Source organism: Frankia sp. CcCS3, from assembly GCF_977927575.1.
This window is the reverse complement of the sequence record NZ_CDWRCL010000008.1, coordinates 1-25,139: the sequence shown is the minus strand read 5'-3', so window position 1 is coordinate 25,139 and position 25,139 is coordinate 1. Positions and strand designations below refer to the sequence as shown.

Below are 25,139 nucleotides of genomic sequence, written 5' to 3'. Positions count from 1 at the left end.
CCGCAAGCGGGAGACGGGCAGCGCGCGGACGGTGGCGCCCCCGTCCGCATCGCCCGCTCCACCCGGCCCCGCCTCCGGGGCGAACCCCCTGGGGCCCGAGACGCCCTCCGGGCCCGTCGCTCGGTCGGGACGGGGGACACCCTCGGCGCCGGACTTCGACCCGGTGGGCGGCAGCGGTCTGACGGCACCGCCCATGGAGCCCCTCGACAGCAGCGACCCGACCGAACTGGGCCAGTTCACACTGCTGGGGCGCCTCGGGGAGGGCGGGATGGGGACCGTCTTCCTCGGGCGGGGCAGGCCGGACGTCGCCGAGTACGCCGGCCGGCTCGTCGCGGTCAAGGTCATTCGACCTGACCTGGCCCGGGTGCCCGAGTTCCGGGCCAGGTTCCGCCGGGAGGCCGACATCGCGCGCCGGGTCGCCCGCTTCTGCACCGCCGAGGTACTCGATGTCGTCGATCCGCCGGGCGGGCGGCCCTACCTCATCACCGAGTACATCGACGGCCTCACCCTCGCCCAGACGGTGGCCGCGGCCGGCCCACTGCGGTCGGCCGACCTGGAGCGCGTCGCGGTCAGCGTGGCCGCGGCGCTGACCGCCATCCACGGCGCCGGCCTCGTACACCGTGATCTCAAGCCGTCCAACGTGCTGCTCTCAGCCTTGGGCCCCCGCGTCATCGACTTCGGCATCGCCCGGGCGCTGGACGCCCCGACGATGCTCAGCCAGGAGATCCAGCGGATCGGTACACCGGCGTTCATGGCCCCGGAGCAGGCCAACGGCGAGCCGGTGACGGCGGCGGCGGACGTCTTCGCATGGGGTGGCCTGGTGACCTATGCGGGCACCGGCTCCTTCCCCTTCGGGGACGGGCCGACGCCGGTGCAGCTCTACCGCGTCGTACACCGCGAACCACTGCTCGACGGTCTCGCTCCAGCCCTGCGGCCGATCGTCGAAGAGGCCATGCGCAAGGACCCGGCCACCCGGCCGAGTGCCCAGGAACTGTTCCTTCGTCTGGTCGGAATGGGCCCGACCACGCATCCCGACCCGGAGGTGACCCGCGTCATCCGTGCCGGGGCATCGATGCCCGCGCCCCCGCAACGGACCGACCCGGACCGCTCCGCGCCCGGACAGAGATCGGATCCGCCCACCGAGGCCGAGTTGGAGGGACCGCCCGGCGCGGGTCGTGACGAGACCGGGGACGAACCCACCGGGCTAGCGGCGACCGGAGGCAGGGCGAACCGGGGCTTCACGCCCGTCGACCCTGATCCGGGCGGGTCTGCCTCGGGCGAGCCGGTCGGCGCCGGGCCGCCCGTCGACCCGTCGGCACGGGACCGCGGCCGGTGGAACTGGCGCCGCGTCGTGCTGCTGGCCGCCCCGGTCCTCGCGGTCCTGCTCATCGCGGCCCTCATGCCATTCGCGCTCACCACCGGCAGTGACCGGCGGCCGAGCCGGGAGGAGACGGCCGCTCGCGTCGCTCTGGCCGCCGAGGCCGTCCGCAACTCTGATGCGGACCTGGCCGCCCGGCTGTCCCTGGCGGCCTACCGCATCAGCCCGGTGTGGGAGGCCCGCGCCGGGCTGCGCACCTCCTTCGCCGCCGCGACGGCGACGGTGCTCGACGGGCACACGCAGTCGGCGCTCGGTATGGACATCAGCCGGGACGGGCGCCTGCTGGCCTCGACCGGTGCCGACAACCTCGTCCAGCTGTGGGACATCTCCGCGCGTTCCCATCCGGTGAAGCTCGCCACCCTGGCCAGGCACACCTCGTGGACGCTCGACGCGGCGTTCAGCCCGGACGGACGGCTGCTCGCCACGGTCAGCTACGACCGGTCGGTGATCCTGTGGAACCTCAGCGATCCGCGCCGCCCCGTCGAACTCTCCGTCATCCTCGGGCACAACGGCTGGGTGCTCGACGCCGCGTTCAGCCCGGACGGGAAGGTACTCGCCACCTCGGGCTATGACAACACGGCCCGGCTGTGGGACGTCACCGATCCGCGCCGCCCCAGTCAACTGTCCGTGCTCGACCGCCACACCAGTTGGGTGAACGAGGTCGCGTTCAGCCCGAACGGTCACCTGTTGGCGACCGCCAGCGCCGACCGGACGGCCCGGCTGTGGGACGTCACCGATCCGCGCCGGCCGCGACCGCTCACGGCCATCACCGCGCACACCGACTACGTGTGGGCGGTCGCCTTCAGCCCGGACGGCCGGCGCCTCGCCACGGGCGCCTATGACGGTACGGCCCGAATCTGGGACATCACCAACCCGTCCCGGCCGGCGGCCACCGCCTCCTTCCCTGCCGACGAGAAATGGGTGTTCGACGTGGCGTTCAGCCCGGACGGCAGGACCCTGGCCACCGCGGGCTGGGACACCACGGTGCACCTGTGGGATGTCACCGAACCGGGCCGGCCGCCGGCGATCGGCACCATCACCGGGCACGGGGACTGGGTCCAGGCCCTGGCGTGGACACCGGACAGCCAGGGCATCGCCACGGCAAGCGACGACTACACCGTGCGCATCAGCCGGATCGGTGACGCCGACCTGATCGCCGCCGCGTGCGCCGACCCGTCGAAGCAGATCACCGATGCCGAATGGCAGCGCCACATCTCGGACGTGCCCTACCAACCGGTCTGCTGACCACCCGAGGTCCGGTCCGAGGTCCGGTCCCACGGCGGTCGCCGCGTGCCCGGCGGCGCTGCCGGCGGGGGTGGCGCCGGGGCGGCCGAGCGGCGCCGCAGAGCGGGCAGGGCGCCACGACCCGCGACACCGCTCTCGGCGATCCGCGTCTGCACCCTCGCCAGGCGGTCCTGTCCGGTGGTGCTCAGCCGGGACCGCAGCACCGAGTTCGCGATCCGCGCGACCTGCATCAGCTTGGGCTCGTCGACGTCCACGGCCGCCCAGTGGCTCTGGGCCCACCGCTCCTCGCGTTCCTGCCCGTGCCGGCGGAGCTCGGCGACCTCCTGCTCGAGCTGGGCGATGCGGTGCAGGTGCTCAAGCTCGATCGCCGCGAGCCGGCTGCGCTCGTCGTCCAGGCGCGCCCACTCCCGCTGCCGCGCCCGGGCGACCGCGGCCGCGGTGTCCTGCAACCGCAGGACGTGCAGGTAGAGGTCGATGCGGTTGCGTTCCAGGCGGGAAAGTAACCGGTTGGACATCCACGGAGTGAGCAGGTCGGCGACGCGACGCGCCCAGGGAGCCCGCCGGTCGATCACCACGCCCAACCCGAAGATCGGTGCCACGGTGAAGAAACGCAGGTCGGGGTGGTCGGCGACGAAGTCCTCGACGGCCGTGCGCACCCCGTTACGCGGACCGCCCTCGGTCAGCGCCCAGGCGAAGGCTCCCATGCCCCGAAATCCCCCGGGAACCGTCTCCCTGTTGTCGATCTCGACACCGACGTCCCACGAGTGCGGCTGCCGGGCGTCCTCGGGAATGCGGTCGGGGTTGTAGTACTGGTCGCGTCGGCCGGCCGGCCAGCCGACGTCGTGCAGGATCACCAAGGGAAAGTAGGACCGGCCGAACAAGGTGACCGCGCGGTCGATCTCGGTGAGCTCGCCGTGCACGGTGGCGTAGTTGTGGTCCCCGTCGATGAGGTAGGCGTCGGTCGGCGCGTGGCCGTCGAGCGCCTGCGGGCTGTGCCCCCGGATCACGTGCACGTCGAGGCCCCCGCCGGAGGCCGGCGACACCCCGGGCTCGGGATCGATGACCACTAACCGCCCGCCACCGCCACGGCGCAGCAGGTCGACGAGGAGCGAGGTGGTGACTCCGCTCTCGGAACCGATCTCCGCGATGCTGCGCGCCCCGGACGCCTCCAGCAGCGGCACCCAGATCTCGCGCAGATCGGACAGGGAGTGCAGGAGCAGGGGCGCCAGCGTGGGTTCGGCGGCGTCCCCGACCTCGACGGCGTGATCGCCCTGCCGGGTGAGCGCCGTGCCTGGTCCGGTGCCCGGTCGGGCCTCGAGGTCCGTTCCGGCGTCCATTCCGGCGGCGACGGCGGCGAGCTCGGCGAAACTGTCCCGAACCTCGCTGCGCTCTGAGTCCGGGCGGTCCGTCACCGCGGTCCCCCGAGCTCGCGCCGGATCTTGCGGGCCGCCCGCAGCGGCAGACCGTCGCGGGCGGGCTCCGCCGCGGGCAGAGCCAGCGGATCACCCCGGATGCCCATCCAGCCGAACGCCAGCTCGACGTCGAGGGCGTAGACCCCGGCGAGCTGCGGCTGCGTGGCGAGGTCGATCGTGTAGACGAACTGTGGGTCGTCCCCGGTGATCTCCACCAGGTTCGGCTGGAGCAGCCGGCCGCCGAGGAGTGCGAGCCGCTGGGCGGGATCGTCCAGCGAGGTGATGGTTATCTTGTCCGGCTCTGGGGTGTTGTTGATATGAAAGGACAGCGTCAGCCAGTCCAGGCGGAGCAGACCGCGCCGACCCGCCGGGTCGATGCGGATCCGGCGTGCCCCGACCGCCTCCAGGCTGAGCCGGACGATCGACAGGCCGTCGCGGGCCGACCGGGTGACCGCCGTCTCCTTCGGACCATTGACGAAGTCCCCGCCCGTGTCGATGTAGACCTCCACGGGCCCCGCGGCGGCCTCGGGCGAGACCTCCTCCGGCGGGATGCCCGCGGCGGCGGCCAGCCCGCTGATCACCGCCAGCGGCCGGTTCGCGACCCCGGCCACCCCGGCGGGCCAGTAGAGCTCACGCATGGAGATCCGGTCGATGTCGGCCGGGGTGAGGTACGGCATCCGGCGGACCAGCTCCGGCGGCAGCAGGCCCTCGGTGGCGTCGGAGCCGAAGTTGTCGTCGTGCGCCCAGGCACCGAAGGCCGCGGCCTCCACCGCGGTCGGCCGGGCGACGAAGCGGGTCAGCGTCCGCAGCCCCGCCTGGCGCGCCCCGGCGCAGGCCAGCGACGGCATCGGGGTCTCCGAGCGCCGGTAACGCAGCCATTCCCGCTGGAAGGCCAGGACGCCGTCCTGGACGGCGGCTCGCTGGGCGACCTGCGTCCGCGAGGTCCGGTCGATGCTGAGCACCGGATTACCCATCTCGTCGAAGGAGACCAGTGACCCGACGTCGGGCATGCAGAGCTGCTCGAGTACCTCGGGGCTACGCATGAGCTGGTTCGCCAGGGTCTCGGGCTGACCGCTTGTCGCAAGATATCCCTCCAGCTCCAGACCGGCCAACCGGTGCGTCATCGCCGCCTGGTTCGTAGCCAGGTACAGGCCGAGGATGTCCAGCCCGCGGCCGGTGGAGGCGAGCAGCCGGGTGAGCAGCGCCTGGATGGTCCCGCCCCAGCCCAGGTCGAGGAAGACGACCCGGCCGCTCTCGGGTAGCTGGCTGTCGAGGTAGCGCACGTAACGCTCACGCAGGCGGGACGCGGTCAGCACGATCTCGCTGCGGATCCGCTCATCGGAACAGAGCGCCTCGAGGGTGTCGTCGAGCAGGCCGGGCACGTCGAGGCGGCGGTCGGCCAGCGCCGAGATGCCGGCGACGTTCTCCAGCCGGACCCCGAGCTGGCGCAGCAGCTGCCCCACACTCGGCGCGTGCCGACGGACCAGGAAGCTCCTGAGCTCCTCGGGGTTGCCCTCGAAGACGTTGGCCAGCGCGCACACCTGCCGCGACGCCCACAGCGTCGAAATGGTGACCCCGACATCCTCGCCGGGACCGACGAGCAGGCGGGAAAGGAAGTCACCCTCCCGCATCAGGCAGTGGATGTGGTCGGCGCCGAAGTCACGGGCCCGTTCCACGGCCCACTCCGCGAAACCGGTGAAGACCGGCCCGAAGACCGTCGCGCCGGCCTCCCAGTACCGGCGCAGCCCCGCGGGGACCGCGAGGGCGTCGGCACGGTGCAGTGATCGGGCCCGCAACGCGGTCATCCCGTAGTCGCCGTCCACCGGGTCGATCGGGAGGTCGTCGCTCGGCGCCTTACGCAGACCCTCGAGCTCGAGGGTCTGCTCCAGCGCCCCGGAGTACTTCGGGTAATGGATGGCGACAAGCCCGTGCTCGCGGGCGCCCTCGACGTCGGCGACGGGGTGGTCGCCAAGGTGCACGACCCGGGACGGCTGCAGGTTCGACGCGGCGAGCATGTGCTGGAACAGCCCGTCGCTCTTCGACGTCCCCGCGTCGGAGGAGGTGAAGATGTGGGTGAAGGGCACGCCGGCCAGCTCCGGCCGGTTCAGCAGCCGTTCGAGCTGGCCGGCCGAGAAGTACGTGTCGGACAGCAGGTAGACCGGCAGGCCGAGCTTCGTCATGGCGAGCTCGGCGAGCTCCACCACGGCGAGGTCGGCGCGGCAGAGCTCGCGTTCGACCGCGACCTCGGCGTCCAGGAGGTCCTGGACGCCGGGGGCACCGGGCAGCGCCGGCAGCAGCAGCTGCCAGATCTCGTCCAGCCGCACCTCATGGGTACCGCGGGTGGCCCTGGCGTGCAGGCGGGCCAGCTGCTCGGCGTGGACCCGCAGCCGGGCGAACTCGCCCGGGGAGACGCTGGCGGGCAGGTGGCCCGCGTCCGCGAGCCGCCGGCCCAACAGCACGAAGGCATGGGCGGGCTCTGGCACCATGCGCCACAGGAGGGTGTCGAAGACATCCAGAGTCAGGGCCTGTGCCCCGCCCGACTCCAGGTGCGACCACACTTCGCGTAGCCGGACGTCGGTGAACACGACCGTCCTCTCCGTGCGGCCGGTTACGACCGCTCCATGCGGCCGGTTACGGCCGCCTCCGCCGGGTCAGCCACGACGGCCGGCGTGCGTCGGGATTCTCCCGCGCGGCCTCGGCCGGCCGAAGCCAGATGGACGGATCAATACTATGAACCGTGCTCTGGCCGTCGGCCACCGGAGTGGGTGGCGTCGCCCGCCCGGCGATGGCACGGTACCGTCCGATTCTGACGAGAAGCGGGCCAGTTCGACCCTATACACCATTGATTATTCATCCACAAGCAGGGCGATACTCTCGGTAGCCGGAAAAGACGGCCGGCCGGGTCGCGGAACCCGCTTGGACGTGGGACGAACCAGGGACGCCTCGGTCTCGGTAGTGTTCAGGTCCCCGGAGTGTCGAGCCGAAGTGTCGAGGAGGAGCGGACAGGTGCAGCTCCAGTCGCGCCATGGCGGCGAGCGGTACCCGCGCATTCGGGAGACGGGGAGGGCGGGCCGTGTCACATCTGGCTGACGCCGCGCTGCCGGCGGGGGCGCCGATGGCTCCGTCCGCCCCGGAGCCGGAGACCGGTCCGCCCGGGCCGCCCGGGCCGGAGCACCATCACGCGCTGGACTCGAGTCGGCTGGCCCGTCGCAGCCGGGCCCAGACGAGGGTGCGCTGGGAACTGCTGCGCAATCTCATCCGCAAGGATCTCAAGATCAAATACAAGGGATCGACGCTGGGATTCGCCTGGTCACTGGCGAATCCGATGCTCCTTCTCGTCGTGTATACCTTCGTGTTCCAGATCGTGCTGAAATCAGGAATCCCCCGCTTCGGTATTTACCTGATGTCCGGGCTGCTCGTCTGGAACGCCTTCTCGGGCAGCGTGTCCGCGTCCTGCGGCAGCGTCGTGGCGAACGCGAACCTCGTCAAGAAAGTCCGCTTTCCCCTCGCCGTGCTCCCCCTGTCGGCGGTCGGCTTCGCCGCGGTGCACTTCCTGCTGCAGCTGCTGGTCCTGTTCGTGGTGATCTTCGCGCTCGGCTACAGCCTGCTCGGCCCCGAGCTGCTGCTGCTCGTCCCGGCCGGAGCCGTCGCCCTCACCTTCACCGTGGCGCTGTCCCTGCTGGTCAGCGCGCTCAACGTGCGTTACCGCGACACCGCCCATCTGCTCGACGTGGCGCTGCTCGCCTGGTTCTGGCTGAATCCCATGGTGTACGCCTTCGGCCTCATCCAGAACAGGTTGGCCGACCTGACCTGGGTGTACCTGCTCAACCCGATGGCCGTCGTGGTCATCACGTTCCAGCGGGCGATCTACGATCCACCCCCGGGTAACTCGACGGGTTCCGCCCCCATCCTGGCGAACCCGGGATACACGTTCTACCTGGAACATCTCGCCGTCGCCGGAGTGATCTCCCTCGTCCTGCTGTGGCTGGGGCTGCACGTGTTCCGCGCCCTGCAGGCGGACTTCGCCGAGGATCTGTAGTCGGCCCGTGGCGGACCGGCCCTGTCCTCGTCGCCCGCCGAAGGCCCCGGGAGCCAGCACGCCGACCGCGGTGCGATCATGATGGGACGTCCGCAGGCGGCCAGCAAGGAGTAGCAGTAGTGGCCCGACACTCGTCCGCGTACCCGCCGAGCCCCGCCGCCCCGCCCGAGGGCAGGGAGGCCGCCACGCCACCCGGCCCGGCGCGCGAGGCGCCCGTGGTGATCGAGGCCGCCGGAGTGAGCAAGAAATTCGTCTCCTACCACAACCGGGCGACCAGTCTGAAGGAACGGTTCGTCCGTCGGGGCGGCCCCGCCGGGGACGACTTCTGGGCACTGCGCGACATCGACGTGACGATCGGGCGAGGCCAGACGGTCGGTCTCGCCGGTGCGAACGGCTCGGGCAAGTCGACGCTGCTCAAGGTGCTCACCGGGATCCTGCGCCCGACGGACGGACGGGTCGCGGTGCACGGTCGGATCGCCTCGCTGCTCGAACTCGGTGCCGGGTTCAACGGCGAGCTTTCCGGCCGGGACAACGTCTACCTCAACGCGTCCCTGCTCGGGCTGTCCAAACGGGAGATCGATCAGCTCTTCGACTCCATCGTCGACTTCTCCGAGCTGCGCCACAAGATCGACGATGATGTCAAGCACTACTCGTCGGGCCAGTACGTCCGCCTCGGCTTCGCCGTCGCCGTGCACGTCGACCCGGACGTGCTGCTCGTCGACGAGGTCCTGGCCGTCGGGGACGAGGCGTTCCAGCGCAAGTGCCTGGCCAAGATCGCCGAATTCCGGGCGCAGGGCCGCACGATCCTGTTCGTGACGCACTCCCTCGACCTCATCGAGAACATGTGCGATCGCATCCTGGTCCTGGAGTCCGGGTCGCTGTTCTTCGACGGCCCGCCGGCCGTGGGTACCAAACTGCTGCGGCAGAAGCTGGGCAGCCTGCCCGCGGGGGAACCGGTCTCCTACCAGTACGCCACGGTCAGGCCGGAGTCGGTCACCTTCAGCCACAAGCCGGGCGGACTGCCCACCGTGCAGTACGGCCCCGGCGAGTCCCTCACCGTCAGCGTCGAGTTCGACGTCACCGAGGGTGCCCCCGAGCACGTGTACCTGCACACCTACATCGTCGGCCAGAGCGAGGTACCGATCTGGATGATGGAGACGCCACCCGGCGGGCTCGCCATCGGGCCGGGCCGCCACATCGTCGACTTCTCGGTACCACGCCTGCCCGAACTGCTCGGCGCCTTCGCGGTGAAGGTGCACGTCTCGGACGCCGCCACCGGCGCCCCGGTCACCACCCGCCGGTTCGAGGAGCTGTTCGGCGTCGGTGGTGCGCAGGCGGACGGACTGCTCAAGGTCGACTACGATGCGAGGTTGCGCGGATGAGCGAGGAACGCCCGACCCGGCCGGCGGCGGGATCGGCCGCCGAGTCGAAGACCGCCGAGCCGCTGGCGACCATCATGATCGTCAACTGGAACGGCGCACATCTCCTCCCGGCCTGCCTGGACGGCATCGCCAAGCAGGAGGCGGATTTCGCCTACCAAACCTGGGTAGTCGACAACGCCTCGTCCGACGGCTCACGGGAGCTGCTCGCCGAGCGATACCCCTGGGTACGCGTGGTGCCCGCGGAGCGCAACCTCGGTTTCGCCGGCGGCAACAACCTGGCGCTGCGCCAGGTCACGACGCCCTTCGCGGTCCTGGTGAACAACGACGCGATCCCCGAGCCCACCTGGCTCGCCGCGCTGCTGGCGCCGTTCGACGAGCCCGGCGGCCGGCATCTCGGCGCCACCACCGGCAAGGTCGTCTTCCTCCCCCGGTTCCTGCGGATCAGGCTGCACACGCCGACCTTCGTCCCGGGTCCGCACGACTCCCGCGAGCTGGGAGTGCGGGTGTCCTCGGTGACGGTGAACGGGCGCGAGGCGCTGCGCGAGGTGCTCTGGGAGAAACTCACCTACGGTGCCGAGGGACCGAGCGGCTCGCCGTACTTCTGGACCCGAGGGGACGGCGAACTGTGCGTGCCGATCCCCGACGGCGGCCCGGTCACCCTCGGGTTCACCTGGGCGGCGGAATCGCGCAAACAGGTCACCCTGAGCTGGGACGGCCCGACGGGCACGTCGGCCGGAGGGCGGGCGGACCTCGCGGTGGGCCCCGAGTCGACGACGGTGTCGCTGACCGTCGGCGGTGAGGCGCCGCGGGTGGACGTCATCAACAACGTCGGCGGCATCGTCCTGACCGACGGTTACGGTGCCGACCGCGGTTACCAGCAGGTCGACGCCGGCCAGTTCGACCAGCCGGAGGACGTGTTCACCGCCTGCGGGAACGGGATGGCGATCCGCTCGCCGCTCGGCCACGAGCTCGGCTGGTTCGACGACGCGTTCTTCCTCTACTACGAGGACACCGACCTGTCCTGGCGGATCCGGGCCCGCGGGTACGGCATCCGCTACGTCCCGGGGGCGGTGCTGCGTCACATCCACTCGGCGTCGAGCGTCGAATGGTCACCGCTGTTCATCTTCCACACCGACCGCAACCGGCTGCTGATGCTCACCAAGGACGCGACCGCGCCGATGGCGCTGGCCGCCGTGATCCGCTACCCGCTGACCACGGTCTCGATCGCGGTGCGCACGCTGCGCCAGGCACAGCGCGCGCGCAGCCGACCCGCGATCCGACCGACCCTGCTGCGGCTGCGAGTGTACGGCTCCTACCTGCGGCTGCTGCCCGACATGCTGCGGGCCCGGCGCGAGATCGGGCGCAGCGCCGCGCAACGGCGGGCGAGCCTGCAAAGCTGGCTGGTGTCCCGATGAACGATCCCGCGAGAGCCGGCCAACCGGCCGAGAACGACCAACCGGCCGGCGACGCACCGGCCGAGGGCGACCGACCGGCCGGCGGGGTGCGGGCGGCGGTCTACAACCGGTTCTGGCACTCCATGGGCGGCGGGGAACGCCACAACGGCATGATCGCCCAGGTACTGGCCGCCGAGGGCGCCGCGGTCGACCTCCTCGGGCACTCCGAGGTCGACCTCGCGGCGCTCGGCGAGCATCTCGGGCTGGATCTCGCCGGCTGCCGGTACGTGCGGTTGCCGGACCGGGGCGAGGAGGCCATCGCCGTCCTCTCCGGGCGCTACGACCTGTTCGTGAACGGTTCGTACATGAGCCGGATCATGCCGAAGGCCCGCCACTCGGCGTACCTGTGCTTCTTCCCGACGCCGTTCGACCACGACATGGCGGCCTGGCGTAAGGCCGCGGTCCGCACGGCCGGGCCGCTGCTGCGCGGGGTTCGCCCGGCGGTGAGCTTCGGCCAGGGCTGGTACCCGCCGGAGGGCGGCCGCCGCCGGCAGTGGACCTGGACGAACGGGGCGGGCATCCTCGCTGTCAGCCCGGGCGAGCGGCGCACCCTGCGCGCCGATATCGGCCGGCCCGGCGCGCCCGTCGGCACGGCCTTGCGCCTCCTCGACGCCGACGGCAGCGTGCTGGCCAAGCTGCAGATCGGCACCGACTTCACCCCGTTCGAGGTATCGCTGCCGCCGTCGGCGAACGGTACCGAGCTCACCCTGGTCAGTGACGCGTTCTCGCCGGGCGCGGCGGACGTGCGCGAACTCGGCGTGGCGGTGAGCCGGCCCCGGGTCACCGACGGTGGCGAGGGGCCGATCGCCCGGCTCCCGCTGCGTTTCCCCTGGCTGCTGCGGGACCCGGCCGACCTCGGCTACCTCGACGGCTACAACGTGGTCATGGCCAACTCGCGGTTCACCCGCGGCTGGATCCGCCGGTTGTGGAAGCGCGACGCCGACCTGCTGTTCCCCCCCATCCAGGTGGAACGGCTGCATCCGGCGCCGCGGCGGGAGAAGGCCGTCGTCACCGTCGGCCGGTTCTTCGCCCCCGGCCTCGGCCACGCCAAGCGACAGCTGGAGATGGTGCAGTGGTTCGGCGACCTGTACCGCGCGGGCGACCTGCCCGACTGGACGATGCACGTCGTCGGCGGCTGTGAGGACTCTCAACTGCCCTACCTGGAGCAGGTCCGGGCGGCCGGCGCGGGGCTGCCGGTGCAGATCCATCCCAACGCCCCGCGCGCCGAGGTCGAACGGCTGCTCTCGACCAGCTCGGTGTTCTGGTCGGCCACCGGGTACGGCGAGGACGACGACCGGCGTCCCTGGACGGCGGAGCACTTCGGGATGACCACCGTCGAGGCGATGGCCGGGGGCTGCGTTCCCGTCGTCATCGACCGGGCCGGCCAGCGAGAAATCGTCCGGCACGGGGTCGACGGCTACCGATGGACCGGCTCGGAGCAGGTTGCCTCCTTCACTCGCCGGCTCGCCGCCGAGGACGGTCTGCGCGGTCGGCTCGCCGCCGCGGCGATCGAACGCGCCCAGACCTTCTCCGATGCGGCGTTCGCGCGGCAGTGGCGGGAGATCGCCACCCGGCACGGGCTGTACGAGCGGTGAAGCGGCGCGGTGTGGCGTGGCACTCCCGGAAAGGAGGGGGTGATCCCGGCATGAGGGTCATGCTGGACGGCACGCCGTTGCTCGGGCAACGCACCGGGGTCGGCCATTACACCGAGCATCTGCTGACCGGGCTCGCCCGGCTCGCCACCGAGCCCGGGTGGGAAGCCGGGGCCGGGTGGGAAGCCGGGGCCGGGTGGGAAGCCGAGGCCGGGTGGGAAGCCGAGGCCGGGTGGGAACTCGCGGCGACGGCGTTCACCTGGCGCGGGTTGGGCGAGCTCCCGGGCGCGCTGCCGGCCGGGGTGCGAACGGCGGCCCGGCGGGCACCGGCCCGGCTGTTGCAGGACGCCTGGGCCCGCTCGGAGTACCCGCCCGTCGAGTGGCTCACCGGCCCCGCCGACGTCATGCACGCGACGAACTTCGTCCTTCCACCCCTGCGCCGGGCCCGCGGTGTGCTGACCATCCATGACCTGTCCTACCTGCGTACCCCGGACACGGTGACGGGGGCGTCCGCCCGCTACAGCGATCTGGTCCCCCGCGGCCTGCGCCGGGCGTCCGCCGTGCTGACGCCCAGCCGCGCGGTGGCCGACGAGGTGGTGACGGCCTACCGGCTCGACCCCGCACTGGTGACCCCGACGCCGCTCGGCGTCGACGACGCCTGGTTCACCACGGCGAAGCCGAGCCTCGCCTGGCGCAGGGCCCGTGGCCTGCCCGAGCGGTACCTGCTGTTCGTCGGTTCGGTGGAGCCCCGCAAGAACCTCCCGGCGCTGCTGGAGGCGGTCCGCCGACTGCACGCGGCGAAAATCGACGCTCCGCCGTTGGTGCTCGTCGGGCCTCCGGGGTGGGGACCGGCGCTGGACCTGGCGAACCTGCCGTCCGACGCCGTCGTCGCCGCCGGTTACCTCGACAGCGAGGCGCTGCGGACGACCGTCGCCGGAGCGAGCGTGCTGTGCTTCCCGTCCCGGTACGAGGGCTTCGGTCTACCCCCCCTGGAGGCGCTCGCCGCCGGGACTCCGGTGGTCGCCGCCGACATCCCGACCGTGCGGGAGGTCACCGCCGCTCTCGTCGACGTCGCCGCCCCCGCCGGCCGGACCCCTGGCCAGGCCCCCGGACGGGCCATCACCCGGCCCAGCAGTCCGGTGCGGCTCGTTCGGCAGACCGACCGCGACTCGTTCGCCGACGACCTCGCCGAGGCGATCCTGGAGCTGCTCGACTCCCCCGGCGACACCGACGCCGGCCGGGCGCACGCCCGCACGTTCACCTGGCGGCGCACCGCGCAGCTCACCGCGGCCGTCTACCGCCGGGTCACCGAGCTTCCATAACGCGACAACGAGCAGGACACCGCCGAGAACGGCCCATCCCGCCAGGCACGACAGCCCGAGGTCGGGCGGGCCCGGGGCCGTCTGGTCCCAGGCGGCCCGCAGCCGGTCCAGGTTCGCCAGCGGGGCGAGCGCGGGCCGCTTGAATGCCAGGTCACGGATGAGCATGACCACGGTGAGCGCCGCCAGCGCGGCGACGACCGCGACCGTCGGCAGGCCGCGGCGGCCCAGCGGCAACGACCCGCAGCAGGCCGCGACGACGAAGGCGAGGATCGGCAGCATCGGCAGCAGGTACCGGGTGAACGGCGCGCCTCCGACGGCGACGTATCCCACCAGGGTGGCGACGACGAGCAGGCAGTGCAGGGTGAGCAGAAGGCCGATGACGACGCTGCCGGCCAGCCGGCCTCCCGGCGGATCCGCCTCGGAGTGCCCGTCGTCCACCCCGTCGTCCACCGGCCGGGCCTCGGTGGTACCCGCGATCCGGGCGGCCGGGCGTGCAGCGGTCCGCAGCCGGGCGCCCAGGACCCGAACCCCCGCCGCCACCAGGCCCGCGCCGGTCACGACCGCGACCCCGACGGCGATCGTCCGGGCGTGACCGGTCAGCAGGACGGGACGTCCGAAGAACCCGCGGTAGGCGTGCCACCAGAAGTCGCTGTCACGTAATACCTGCCAGGCCGACGTCCGCCCATCGCGGATCGGGAACATCTCGGCGACCCGGCCCGAGGCGGTGGGATCGCCGTACCGGCGCACGTTACGCAGGTAGAACCAGCCGGTCGCGGCGAAAGTCAGCGCGACGAGCGTGACCGCGGCCGTTAGGCCACGCCCGGCTCGCCGCAGCCGGCCACCGGACGTCCGCATCGAGACGGCGGCACCGAGAGCCGGGACGACCACCGCGACGGCCAACGCGCCACTGGCCCGACTCGCCGCCGCGGCCGGGCCGAGCACCGCCAGCGCCGCCAGGGTCCGCGGCCCCGGTCCCCGGCGGATGATCGCGACGGCCACCGCGAGCAGGCCGGTAATGGTCGCCACCGCCAGGGTGTCGTTGTAGACCTGGCCGGAGATGAGGACGAACATGCCGACCACGCCGACGATCGCCGCCGCGCCGACGGCGACACCGGGCCGCCCCGGCAGCACACCGCGGACCAGCGCCGCGGTCGCGATCACCGCGATGATCCCGAACGCCACGTTGAGAAGGCGGGCGGCCCGGAAACCGGCCAGCGGATGATCCAGCGCGACGCCCGTCCGGAGCGGGACGGCCTCGACCGCGTAGAACAGCGGTGGATGGTTCGCGGTGTAGGTGAGGTCGACATTCGTCAGTGGTCGGCCGAGGCGCGCCCCGCAGAGCCGATCGACGTGGGAGGCCACCGCGGCCCGCGCCTGCTGCGGCGACACCACGCAGTCGGCGGGCAGTCCCGGCATGCTCGGGATGCGGGAGTGCACGGGCGAGTCGAGCACGGGCAACGAGCCGTCAGCGACGACGAACGCGTAGGCGGTGTGCTGTGCCTCGTCGGCCGAGGTGAAGGGAGGCACGACCGCGGCGACGAGCACGCCGAGCGCGGAGAAAACCATGCCGGCCGCGACCACCCCGGTCACAAGCCAGCGCCGCCCCGGATCCGACACCCGCCGGACCTCCGACACCCGCCAGGCCTCCGGCGCCGCACCGGTCCCAGGCACCTGCGTGGAGGTTTCGACCGCCTGCCACGCATCCCCGCCAGGCACGTCGGCAACCCTCTCAGCATCGGCCGGGCGGTGTCGCCCCGACTACCACGCCACAACGCCGGTCAGCCCGTCGAACATCAGCGACGATCGTTTGGCGGATACGACGGTATCGTCCGCTTGGCGTCAGCTGTCCGGCGGTCCGTTATCCGGCGGCCGGCGCTCTCCGGCGGTCCGGGTTTGGAGCGCGGCAACGAATCCGGCCACGCCCAGGATCGCGGCCGATCCGATCGGCCCGATGACCGCGGCGAGGTAGCGGTAGTCGAATCCGGAGGTCAGCGCGGACAGCACAAGGGTCGACAGGCCGGCCCCGGCGGCCAGCCAGAACAGCCGCCCGACCCCCGGCCACGCTGCCGTCACCCCGCTCCTGCGCACCCGGCGAACGGCCTCGAGCAGTACTGCCGCGAGACCCGCCAGCAGGCCCAGGCCGACGAGCGGCATCGGAGCGTAGGCCAGGCGGGAGTAGACGGCCAGCCAGCCCGCCGCGGGGTTGTGCACCTCGGTCGCGACGAAATAGCCGTCGTCGGCATGCGGATCGTCCGGGGTCAGCACGTTGGTCACGCTGGACGGCAGTTCCCAGGTGTCCGCCCGCGAGGTCTTCGTCGTCTCATGCCGGACCGGGGAGAGATAGCCGACGAGGTACCGGGCCGACGTCGTCACCAGCATCCACGGCTGGTCACGCACGACCTCGCCCGCGAACTCGGCCGCGAGGTCCTCCCGTCCCGGTGGGATGTGCCGGTGCCCCTGGCGCAGAGGGGAGTCGGCCGGCCACAGGTAGCGAACCGGCGAACCGCGCTGGTCGACCGGCCGTGGGTCGCACAGGGTGCGCAGGTCCGCTCGCGACAGCGCGGAACAATCCGCGAACGGCGCCACCCGCCCGTACAGGAAGAACCCGGAGTGCGCGGAAACGGCGAAGCCCCCTCCCGCCGAGGCGCTCCACCCAGAGTAGGCCAGGATCGGCGCGGCGGCGGCCAGCGCGAAGGCGAGGACGGGTCGGGCCGCCCGAGGAGCGGCAACCGACCCGGCCCGGGAAGTCGCGCGCCGCCGGTCGGCCAGCACGGTGCCGAGCAGGACGACCAGGCCGACCGCCAGCGGGCCGTAGCCCACCGTCCGCACGCACAGGCAGGCTCCGAGCAGCAGGCCGGCGGCGGCGCAGGCAACGGGCCGAGGGCGTCCCGGTAACGCGAGCAGCGCCACGCCGACCGAGACGAGAACCCCGAACAGGCTGTCGGCGAGGACGAACTGGCCGAGGTCCAGCACCCACGGGGAGAGCAAGGCGGGGGTGGCGGCGAGGGCAGCGAGCCACGGCCGGCGAGCAACCCGCAACGCCACCGCATAGAGCGCCACCACCGCGCCCAGCGTGAGCAGGTGCTGGACGACGACGACCCGCGTCAGGTGGGCCTGCCCGTCGAGGATCCGCAGGAACATCGGGTAGCCCGACGGCCGCCAGTCGCCCGGCCAGATGTCCCGCCATGCCTGGTCGAGGTAGGCCGCCGAATCCCCGAGGTACATCAGCGCGGGCGGGTAGGTGACGATCACCAGGACCCGGGCAGCGATCCCGGCGGCGACCAGCAGCAGAAAGACCGCGTGCCGACGGGGCGTCCCGCGCAGGCGCCGACGCGCGGTCGGAATCGCGGCTACTTGAGGACCTCCGCGGTCTCGTCGGACTCCGCCGAGCCCGGCGCCGCGGGCCGCGCGCCACCGACGGTGTTTCCCAGGCGGATCTCGGGCAGCAACCAGGCCAGCGCGAAGGCGCACAGACCGATCGGCACCGCCACCAGGAAGACGGTCTGCATCGCGTCCGAGAACGCCTGGACGAATCCGTCCCGGATCGTCGGGGGCAGCCTGTGGAGCACCTGGGGGGTGATGTTGGAACCGGAGGCGGACAGACCGGGTGGCAACGGGATGCCCGCGAACCGCTCGGCGAGGTTACCTCTGAGCTGGTTCGCGAAGATCGCGCCGAATACGGCGGTACCGAACGACCCGCCGATGAACCGGAAGAAGGTCGCACCCGAGGTGGCCACGCCCATCTGCCGGTAGTCGACAGCGTTCTGCACGGCCATGACCAGGACCTGCAGGACCGCGCCGATCCCGACCCCGAGAAGGAACATGGACAACGTGAGCTGCAGCGTAGAGATGTCGGGACTGATGAACGACAGCAGGAACAGGCCGATCGACATCATCGCGGTACCGACGACCGGGAAGATCTTGTAACGGCCCCACCGGCTGATGAGCCGGCCGGAGATGATCGAGCTGAGTAGCAGCCCACCCATCACCGGCAGCATCTGCAGGCCGGAGTCCGTCGGGTCGACTCCCTTCACCACCTGGAGGAACAGCGGTAGGAAGACGATCGCGCCGAACATCGCGAAGCCGACGACGAAGCCGACCGCGCCGGCCACCGAGAACACCCGGACCCGGAACAGGGTCAGCGGCAGCACGGGTTCGACCGCCACTCGTTCGACGAACACGAACCCGACGAGGAGCACAACTCCCGCGACGCCCATCCCGATGATCTCCGGTGATCCCCAGGCGTAGGTGGTGCCAACCAGGCTGGTCAGCAACACGAGGCTGGTCGTCGCCATGGCCAGGAGCACGGTGCCGAGGTAGTCGATGACGTGCCTGATGCGGTTCCTCGTCGCCGGGAGCGCCAACGCCGTCACCACCAGGGCGACCGCGCCCACCGGCAGGTTCACGTAGAAGACCCAGCGCCAGGAGAGATGATCGACGAACAGGCCGCCGAGTAGCGGACCGACCACCGACGACACGCCGAACGTCGCGCCGAACAGCCCCTGGTAACGGCCTCGATCGCGCGGCGGAACGAGATCACTGATGATCGTTATTACACTGATGATCAACCCGCCGCCATCGAGCCCTTGGACAGCGTCGAAGGCGCGGCCGAGAGTGTCGGGCAACGAGGCGTCATCCGGGGACTCCTGCCACCGCACGGTCAGGGTCCGCACGACGGCCAACGTCGTCGCGACCAGCACGACGGGGTGGGGGTCACGATCGGGATCGAGCCCGCAACGCCGGCCGATCGCCTCGGCGAGAGCGCGTTCGTAGGAACTCCAGCTGGCCGCGTTGGCCATGGTCAGATGCAGATGGGCACGGATGATCGCAAGCCGGACGCGCCACAGCTCGGCCTGATCGGGCGCGACGAGGGCGGCCCGATCCAGCATGACCGCCCGCAACGCCGCCAGCGGCTCCTCCTCGGGAGGGCGCTCCGCCACCGCTCCCCCGGACCCCCCTACAACTTTGTAGTATACGCACTTATTCTCATCCTGCAAAATTCTACTGTGACAGTCAACACGATCGGCGCCCACCGGGAACCGTCGCCGAAGGGCCGGGCGGATCGGGAAGACGGGGCCGGGCGGGGGACCGGACAGCAGGCGAGAACCAGGCGAGAGTCAGACACGCCCCCGCCCCCGCCCGCGGCCGGGGGCGCGGTGGGCCGACGGTGGCCGGTCGCGCAACGATCGGCAGAAAGATCGGTACCCGGCAGAACGATCAGCCGCGCAGCGCGTCGCCCGCCGCGACGAAGGTCGCGGACAGCGCGGCGTCCCAGGCCCGCGGAGGAGTGAGTCCCGCGTCCACCCACGACCGCCCGGAGAGCACCGCGTAGGCCGGGCGCCGGGCCGGACGGGGAAATGCCTCCGTCGTCGTCGGCGTCACCTTGGCCGGGTCCTGGCCCAGCGCGGCGACGATCTCGCGGGCGAAGCCGAACCACGTGGTCTCGCCGGCGTTCGTGCAGTGGTAGACGCCGGTCGGTGCCGCCGAGGAAGCGAGCTCGATCAGCCCCGACGCGAGATCGGCCGACCAGGTCGGCGAGCCCACCTGATCGTCCACAACGGACAGCGTGTCCCGCTCACGGGCCAGTCGCGAGATCGTCTTCACGAAGTTGCTGCCGGTCCGGCCATAGATCCATGCGGTGCGCACCACGTACGAGGCATCGGGCAGCAGGCCTCGGACAGCCTCCTCCCCGGCCAGTTTCGTCCGGCCGTATGCCGAGACGGGACCGGTAGGATCGTCGACCTCGTAGGGCTTGGCGGCCCGCCCGTCGAAGACGTAGTCAGTCGAGATGTGGATCAGGGTCGCGCCGACCTCGGCGCAGGCTGCGGCGAGGTGCGCCGGCCCCGTGGCGTTGACCGCGTAGGCGCCAGCCTCGTCCGACTCCGCCGCGTCGACGTTTGTCCAAGCCGCCGTGTTGAAGACGACCAGCCCACCCTGGGTCTTCGCGGGACGCGCCTGGTCGCGCAGGACGGCGCGCACCCGGGCCGAATCGGTGATGTCGAACTCCGCCCGGGTCAGACCGGCCCAGCCGTACACCCCGGAGTCCGGTTCCGCGGCTCGAGCCTCGAGCAGCCGGCAAAGGTCGGCCCCGAGCTGACCGGCGGCACCGGTCACGAGAAAACGCACCTTCCGAGTGTCGCAGACACCCTGACCCGCCCGGTTCAGGATCCACCCAGGATCAGCCCGTGTCGAGAAGAGGGCAACAGACAGGCGACGGTTACCCCACGCCGAGCTCGTCCGAACCTCTCACATCGGTCGTCTACGCTGGCGTCAACCATGGACGCCCCAGAACCGCCGATCATCGACCGTAGCTACACCGCCGGTCCCGCGCCTGATTCCGCGGCGGGGACCCGGCCGGCGGGGACCCAACCGGCGACCGAGGCGCGAGGCGAGGCCGCCGAGGCGGTGTCGATGCCCGGTCCGCGGCGCGTGCCGGTGTTACTGCTCCTCATCACGGCGGTTCACCTCGGCCTGCTGCTCAGCTACGCGTTCGTGTATCCGACCTGGACGGGATACGACGAGGCTCAGCACGTGGACATGGTCTACGGCCTGCAGCACGGAGTCGGCTGGCCCGCACCAGGCAAGAAGATCATCTCGACGGGTGTAGCCGCGACCTCTGACGACTTCGACCGCGGCCGCTTCCAGGACATGTTCCAGGCCGGTGGGAAACAGCGGGGCTCCCCGTCCTTCGCCGAGATCGATCCGACGCCACGCGGCCAGCGCCAGGCGTTCGACGCCCTCGGTGGGGTTACCCCCGTCGGCGACGGCCGCCTCTCCAACCAGATGGTGCAGCATCCACCATTGATCTACGTGGTCGGCGCCAGGCTGCTCGACGCCCTGCCGGGCTCCAAGCACTGGGCCTATGACCAGCAGGTCTTCGTCCTGCGTCTGTTGAACATCCTGGTGGTCGCGCCGCTGCCCCTGCTGGCATGGCTGGCGGCACGCCGCTTCGGACTGGATCAACCATCGGCTCTCGCCGCGGCGGCCCTGCCACTCGCCGTACCCGGGTTCACCAGGGTCGGTGCCACCTTCAACAATGACGGCATCCTGATGCTCGCCACCGGCGGGCTGACCGTCACCCTCGTGGGTGTGCTGCGCGGCGACATGCGTCGCCGCGCAGCCGCCTGGGCCGGAATCTGGTTGGGAATCGCCCTGCTGTCCAAGGCGTTCGCGCTGGCCCTGCCGGCCGTGATCATCGCCGCCTATCTGGTCGGCTGGTGGCACCTGCGGCGTGCGGGCCGGCATGCACCGGAGCGGTCTGCGTATCCGGCCGGCCGACTTTTCGCGTCGCGTCGCGCGATTGGCTCCCTGCCATGGACGCCGGCCACGCTGGCGGTCGGCCTCGGGCTCGCCCTGGGAGGCTGGTGGTGGATCAGGAACTACGTCCTGTACGACGCCGTCCAGCCGAACGGGTGGGCGACGAACCCGCCGCGGCGGGAACCACTGCTGCTTCCGGACTCCTTTCTCACCTGGTTCTGGTACTTCTTCCGGACTATGATCAGCCGCTTCTGGGGCGGGCTCGGCCTGTTCGAGCCGCCCCAGCTCTCCCCGGTCGCCATCGTCGTGGCGACCGGGGCGGTCGTCGGACTGTGCGCGGCCGCGCTGGTCGCCGGACCACGCCGCGCCGCGCGGCCGGACCGGCTGGCGAGCGATGCCGGGCCGGCGGTACTGCTGCTCCCGGTCGCTTTCGCCTACCTGATGGTCGGGCAGCGCAGCTGGGCGGAGTACCAGCAGTACACCCGCGGCATTGCCGTCCAGGGCCGGTATCTCTACCTGGGACTGGTCGGTCTGGGGGTGGTGTTCGCTCTGGGCCTGCGCACGGCGCTGCGCGGCCGGGAGCGACTGGCACCCGCCGTCACGCTGGTCAGCGCGCTGCTGATGCAGGGTCTGGGGCTGCTGGCGATCTGTTCATACTACTGGTTGCCGCGCCAGGTGTCCTTCACCCCGGCTCGCGTTCCCGAGGTCGTCGCGGGGGCCGGCCGCTGGGCGCCGTTCCCGGTCGGCGTCACGATCACGGTCTTCGTGCTGTCGGCGGTGCTCGTCGTTCTCTGCCTCGCCGTCGCGGTGCGGGCGGGCGGAGCCGGGGGCGCGCGGGCGGGGGCGCGGTCACGGGATCGGGTCCGGGATCGGGTCCGGGCGTAGGCGGTCACCGGCCGACGCCCGCCCCACGAAGTCCGTCGCGGATGTGCAAGGGAGGTCCGCTCCGAGCGGGCCTCAGGTCCCCGTCGTAGCCACCGAGACGCGGGAGTGGTCGCCCAGCATGAGCCGATGCGCCCTGGGCAGGGCCGCGGAGGGGACGACCTCGGCATCCCGGCCGATCAACGAGTCCTCGATCCGCCCGATCCCACGGATCGTCGCCCGCTCCAGCACGATCGAGTACTCGATCTCGGTCCGTTCGATGGTGCAGGAGTGAAAGATCGAGGTGAACGGGCCGACATAGGTATCGACGAGGGTGGTGTCCCGGCCGATGATGGCCGGCCCGCGCACGGTGGACCGGACCAGCGAGGCGCCCTCCTCGATCACCACACGGCCGACGATCGTGCTGTGCTCGTCAACGCTGCCACGGATCGCCGGCTCGATCGACTCGAGGAGGTGGCGGTTTGTCTCGAGCATGTCGTCGAGTCGGCCGGTGTCCTTCCAGTAACCCTCGACCAGGTGCGAGGCGACCTCGTATCCGCCGTCGACGAGCCACTGGATCGCCTCGGTGATCTCCAGCTCGCCGCGGGCCGACGGTTTGATCGCCCCCACGGCGTCGTGGATGGGGGTGCCGAACATGTAGACGCCGACGAGCGCCAGGTCACTCGGCGGAACGAGCGGCTTCTCGACCAGTCGAATGATCTTCCGGTCCGCACCGAGCTCGGCGACACCGAAGGCGGAGGGGTTGTCGACCCTGGTCAGCAGGATCAGGGCGTCCGGCGTGGTCCGTCGGAACTCCTCGACCAGGCTGGAGATCCCACCGATAATCAGGTTGTCGCCGAGGTACATGACAAACGGTTCATCGACGAGGAAGTCGCGGGCGATGAGCACGGCATGCGCCAATCCGAGCGGCGCGTCCTGGCGGATGTAGGTGACCTGGATCCCGAATGCCGAGCCGTCACCTACCGCCGCCTGGATCTCGTCGGCCGTCTCCCCCACGATGATCCCGACATCGGTGATACCGGCGTCACGGATGGCCTCCAAGCCGTAGAAAAGCACCGGCTTGTTCGCCACTGGGACAAGCTGTTTGGCCGAGGTGTGGGTGATTGGCCGCAGACGGGTTCCCGAACCACCGGCAAGGACGAGGGCCTTCATGATCCGAAACCCTATCGTGCCGCTTTGAGCTAACAGAAAGTAACCGCCAATGTGATTCCTATCACATGGCAGATCGATCCACCTTTGCCCGCATGTCACCGCGAACACCCACCTGTGCAACAGGTATTTCCATGCGCACCGGGCCGGCGACAGGTACACCCCGCCCGATACGGGTACGTTGGGTAGTCGCAGGGTTCGGGGCGGCCAGCCGGCGGGAAACCTTACCGCGCATCTGATCGTTCCAGACCCAGGAGACATCTCGGGCCGCCTGGGAGGGGGACACGGTGACCGACGCGCCGCCGCGTCTGTCCGCGGGGTCCCAGGGCCCGCCCCCGCGGCGACGAAATCGTCTGAATCCTACTGCCCGTGCGTATCGAGGCCCGTATCCGACCCGGGACGACCACCAGAACCGCGACGACCACCAGAACCGCGACGGCGAACACGACACTCGCCGGGAGCGGTCTCTGGCATCCCGCCTGCTCACGGTAGTCGCAGCAATACTCGCCGCCGTGGTACTCCTTGCCGCGGTGGGCGGCTGGACCGCCTACGAGTATTTTGACACCCAGATCAACCGGATCCGCCTCGGGCTCGGCGGGGACCGGCCGGCGGAGGCCGCGGAGGGCACCCGGAACTTCCTGCTGGTCGGATCGGACAGCAGGGCGGGCACCGGCGGCGAGTACGAGAGCCAGGGAGCGGTGACCGGCGAACGGTCGGACACGACGATGCTGGCCCACCTCGACGTGGACGGGACCACGACGATGGTCTCCTTTCCGAGGGACATCCTCGTGCGCATTCCGGGGCACGGCCTCGGCAAGCTGAACTCGGCGATCACCCTCGGCGGGCCCAGTCTCCTGATCAGAACGATCGAGAATCTCACCGACATCAAGATCGACCACTATGTCTCGGTCGATCTGGCCGGTTTCAAGGAGATGACCGATGCCATTGGCGGCGTCACCGTCTGCGTCAAACCGCTACCAAACGGCGGAAAGTCCAATCTGTACGATCCGTGGTCGCAGTGGCGGGGCACGGTAGGCAAAAATCATCTCAACGGAGAGCGGGCACTCGCCTTCGTCCGCCAACGCCACGGCCTACCCGACAACGATTTTGATCGCATCCGCCGCCAGCAGCAGTTCATCGGCGCCATCTTCACCCAGGCAACCACGACCGGGGTGCTCGCCAACCCGGTCAGGCTGGAGAACCTGCTTCAGGCCGCGACCAGGGCGCTCACCATCGATGACGGCACCAGCATGAACGACATGCGCGCGCTCGCGACACGGCTGCGCGGGATGTCCGCCGATCAGATCCGGTTCGAGACGATCCCCGTGCACGCCCCGACGCCGGCCGAGGGCGGCAACGCCGTGGGGGAGCTGCCGAGGTTCGGCTCCGTACAGCTCTACGACCCCGAGACGCTGGAGAAGTTCTTCGCTCCGCTGCGCGGGCGGGCCCGTGACACGCGGGAATCCTCCGTTACCCCGACCCCGACGGTCGACCCGGCACAGGTGCTGATCGACGTCTACAACGGCGCCGGGGTGGGGGGCCTCGCCGCCACGGCCGCCGGGGAGCTGCGGCAGGCCGGTTTCCGGGTCGGCCCGCCGCAGACGTGGCAGGCCGGCGTGGTGGAGACGACACAGGTGCGCTATCGCCCGGGCGAACAGGCCGCCGCCCATGCCGTGCAGGCCGACGTGCCCGGCAGCCGGTTGCGCGCGGACGCCTCCGTCCCCGCCGGCCACATCACCCTCGTCCTGGGCACGTCCTACGACGGGGTGAACCCGAGTCCAGCGGCCGGGGGCGCCGGATCGACCGGTGGTACCGGCACAGCCGCCGGGGCGACCGGCGGGTCCGCCGCGGCGGACCCGCCTCCCGCCTCACCGTCGACGGCCGCGGATCTCACCTCGGGGTGCACGTACTAGGGCCTGTTTGGGAAGTTTATCGGGGCAGCCATTCGTTGATCGCGGCGATGGTGACTGTTGCTTCGTTGCGGACGGCTAGCTTGTCGTAGCGGGTCGCGACCGCCCGGTGCGTTT

The 25,139-nt window shown here is 71.2% G+C and carries 14 protein-coding genes; 8 read left to right on the top strand and 6 right to left on the bottom strand.

Annotated elements, in window-relative coordinates; translation table 11 throughout:
* The first annotated feature begins 193 nt into the window (after positions 1 to 193).
* Positions 194 to 2,623, top strand: a complete 2,430-nt coding sequence (locus tag AC08OQ_RS01660) for a WD40 repeat domain-containing serine/threonine protein kinase (RefSeq protein WP_476598934.1) — start codon at positions 194 to 196, stop codon at positions 2,621 to 2,623.
* Here AC08OQ_RS01660 and AC08OQ_RS01655 read toward each other — a convergent pair.
* Positions 2,605 to 4,035: a class I SAM-dependent methyltransferase gene (locus AC08OQ_RS01655; RefSeq protein ID WP_476598932.1), complete on the bottom strand. Its 1,431-nt coding sequence runs from the start codon at positions 4,033 to 4,035 to the stop codon at positions 2,605 to 2,607. The two genes, AC08OQ_RS01660 and AC08OQ_RS01655, sit on opposite strands and share 19 nt — an antisense overlap.
* Entirely contained in the window at positions 4,032 to 6,620 is a 2,589-nt protein-coding gene (locus AC08OQ_RS01650) for an HAD family hydrolase (protein WP_476598930.1), read from the bottom strand. The genes AC08OQ_RS01655 and AC08OQ_RS01650 overlap by 4 nt, the downstream gene beginning before the upstream one ends.
* Positions 6,621 to 7,108: 488 nt before the next feature.
* Here AC08OQ_RS01650 and AC08OQ_RS01645 point away from each other — a divergent pair, with 488 nt between their 5' ends.
* From AC08OQ_RS01645 to AC08OQ_RS01625, 5 genes are all read left to right on the top strand, one after another.
* A complete protein-coding gene (locus AC08OQ_RS01645; RefSeq protein WP_476598928.1) occupies positions 7,109 to 8,074 on the top strand; it encodes an ABC transporter permease in 966 nt (321 codons plus the stop codon).
* A gap of 119 nt (positions 8,075 to 8,193) precedes the next feature.
* A complete protein-coding gene (locus AC08OQ_RS01640; protein WP_476598926.1) occupies positions 8,194 to 9,456 on the top strand; it encodes an ABC transporter ATP-binding protein in 1,263 nt (420 codons plus the stop codon).
* Entirely contained in the window at positions 9,453 to 10,871 is a 1,419-nt protein-coding gene (locus AC08OQ_RS01635; protein WP_476598924.1) for a glycosyltransferase family 2 protein, read from the top strand. Before AC08OQ_RS01640 ends, AC08OQ_RS01635 begins: the two co-directional genes overlap by 4 nt.
* A complete protein-coding gene (locus AC08OQ_RS01630) occupies positions 10,868 to 12,505 on the top strand; it encodes a glycosyltransferase (RefSeq protein WP_462186849.1) in 1,638 nt (545 codons plus the stop codon). Before AC08OQ_RS01635 ends, AC08OQ_RS01630 begins: the two co-directional genes overlap by 4 nt.
* A 50-nt stretch (positions 12,506 to 12,555) precedes the next feature.
* Positions 12,556 to 13,824, top strand: coding sequence for a glycosyltransferase family 4 protein (locus AC08OQ_RS01625; protein ID WP_476598923.1), 1,269 nt, complete (start codon positions 12,556 to 12,558; stop codon positions 13,822 to 13,824).
* Positions 13,825 to 15,663: 1,839 nt separating this feature from the next.
* On the opposite strand, the gene AC08OQ_RS01620 is transcribed toward AC08OQ_RS01625, so the two are convergent.
* The 3 genes from AC08OQ_RS01620 to rfbD form a co-directional block, all read right to left on the bottom strand.
* Positions 15,664 to 17,076, bottom strand: a complete 1,413-nt coding sequence (locus AC08OQ_RS01620) for a hypothetical protein (RefSeq protein ID WP_476601361.1) — start codon at positions 17,074 to 17,076, stop codon at positions 15,664 to 15,666.
* Between the two features lie 98 nt (positions 17,077 to 17,174).
* Positions 17,175 to 18,764, bottom strand: a complete 1,590-nt coding sequence (locus AC08OQ_RS01615; protein WP_476601362.1) for an MFS transporter — start codon at positions 18,762 to 18,764, stop codon at positions 17,175 to 17,177.
* A 277-nt stretch (positions 18,765 to 19,041) separates the two neighbouring features.
* Positions 19,042 to 19,950: a dTDP-4-dehydrorhamnose reductase gene (rfbD, locus tag AC08OQ_RS01610; RefSeq protein WP_476604409.1), complete on the bottom strand. Its 909-nt coding sequence runs from the start codon at positions 19,948 to 19,950 to the stop codon at positions 19,042 to 19,044.
* A 150-nt stretch (positions 19,951 to 20,100) separates the two neighbouring features.
* Between rfbD and AC08OQ_RS01605 the strand changes: the two genes are divergently transcribed.
* The gene (locus tag AC08OQ_RS01605) at positions 20,101 to 21,966 is read left to right on the top strand and encodes a glycosyltransferase family 39 protein (RefSeq protein ID WP_476601364.1); all 1,866 of its coding nucleotides are present in this window, start codon (positions 20,101 to 20,103) and stop codon (positions 21,964 to 21,966) included.
* A 72-nt stretch (positions 21,967 to 22,038) separates the two neighbouring features.
* Here the strand turns inward: AC08OQ_RS01605 and AC08OQ_RS01600 are convergent, their stop codons facing one another.
* The gene (locus AC08OQ_RS01600) at positions 22,039 to 23,115 is read right to left on the bottom strand and encodes a glucose-1-phosphate thymidylyltransferase (RefSeq protein ID WP_476595192.1); all 1,077 of its coding nucleotides are present in this window, start codon (positions 23,113 to 23,115) and stop codon (positions 22,039 to 22,041) included.
* Between the two features lie 509 nt (positions 23,116 to 23,624).
* Here AC08OQ_RS01600 and AC08OQ_RS01595 point away from each other — a divergent pair.
* The gene (locus tag AC08OQ_RS01595; protein ID WP_476604408.1) at positions 23,625 to 25,025 is read left to right on the top strand and encodes an LCP family protein; all 1,401 of its coding nucleotides are present in this window, start codon (positions 23,625 to 23,627) and stop codon (positions 25,023 to 25,025) included.
* The last annotated feature ends 114 nt before the right edge of the window (positions 25,026 to 25,139 follow it).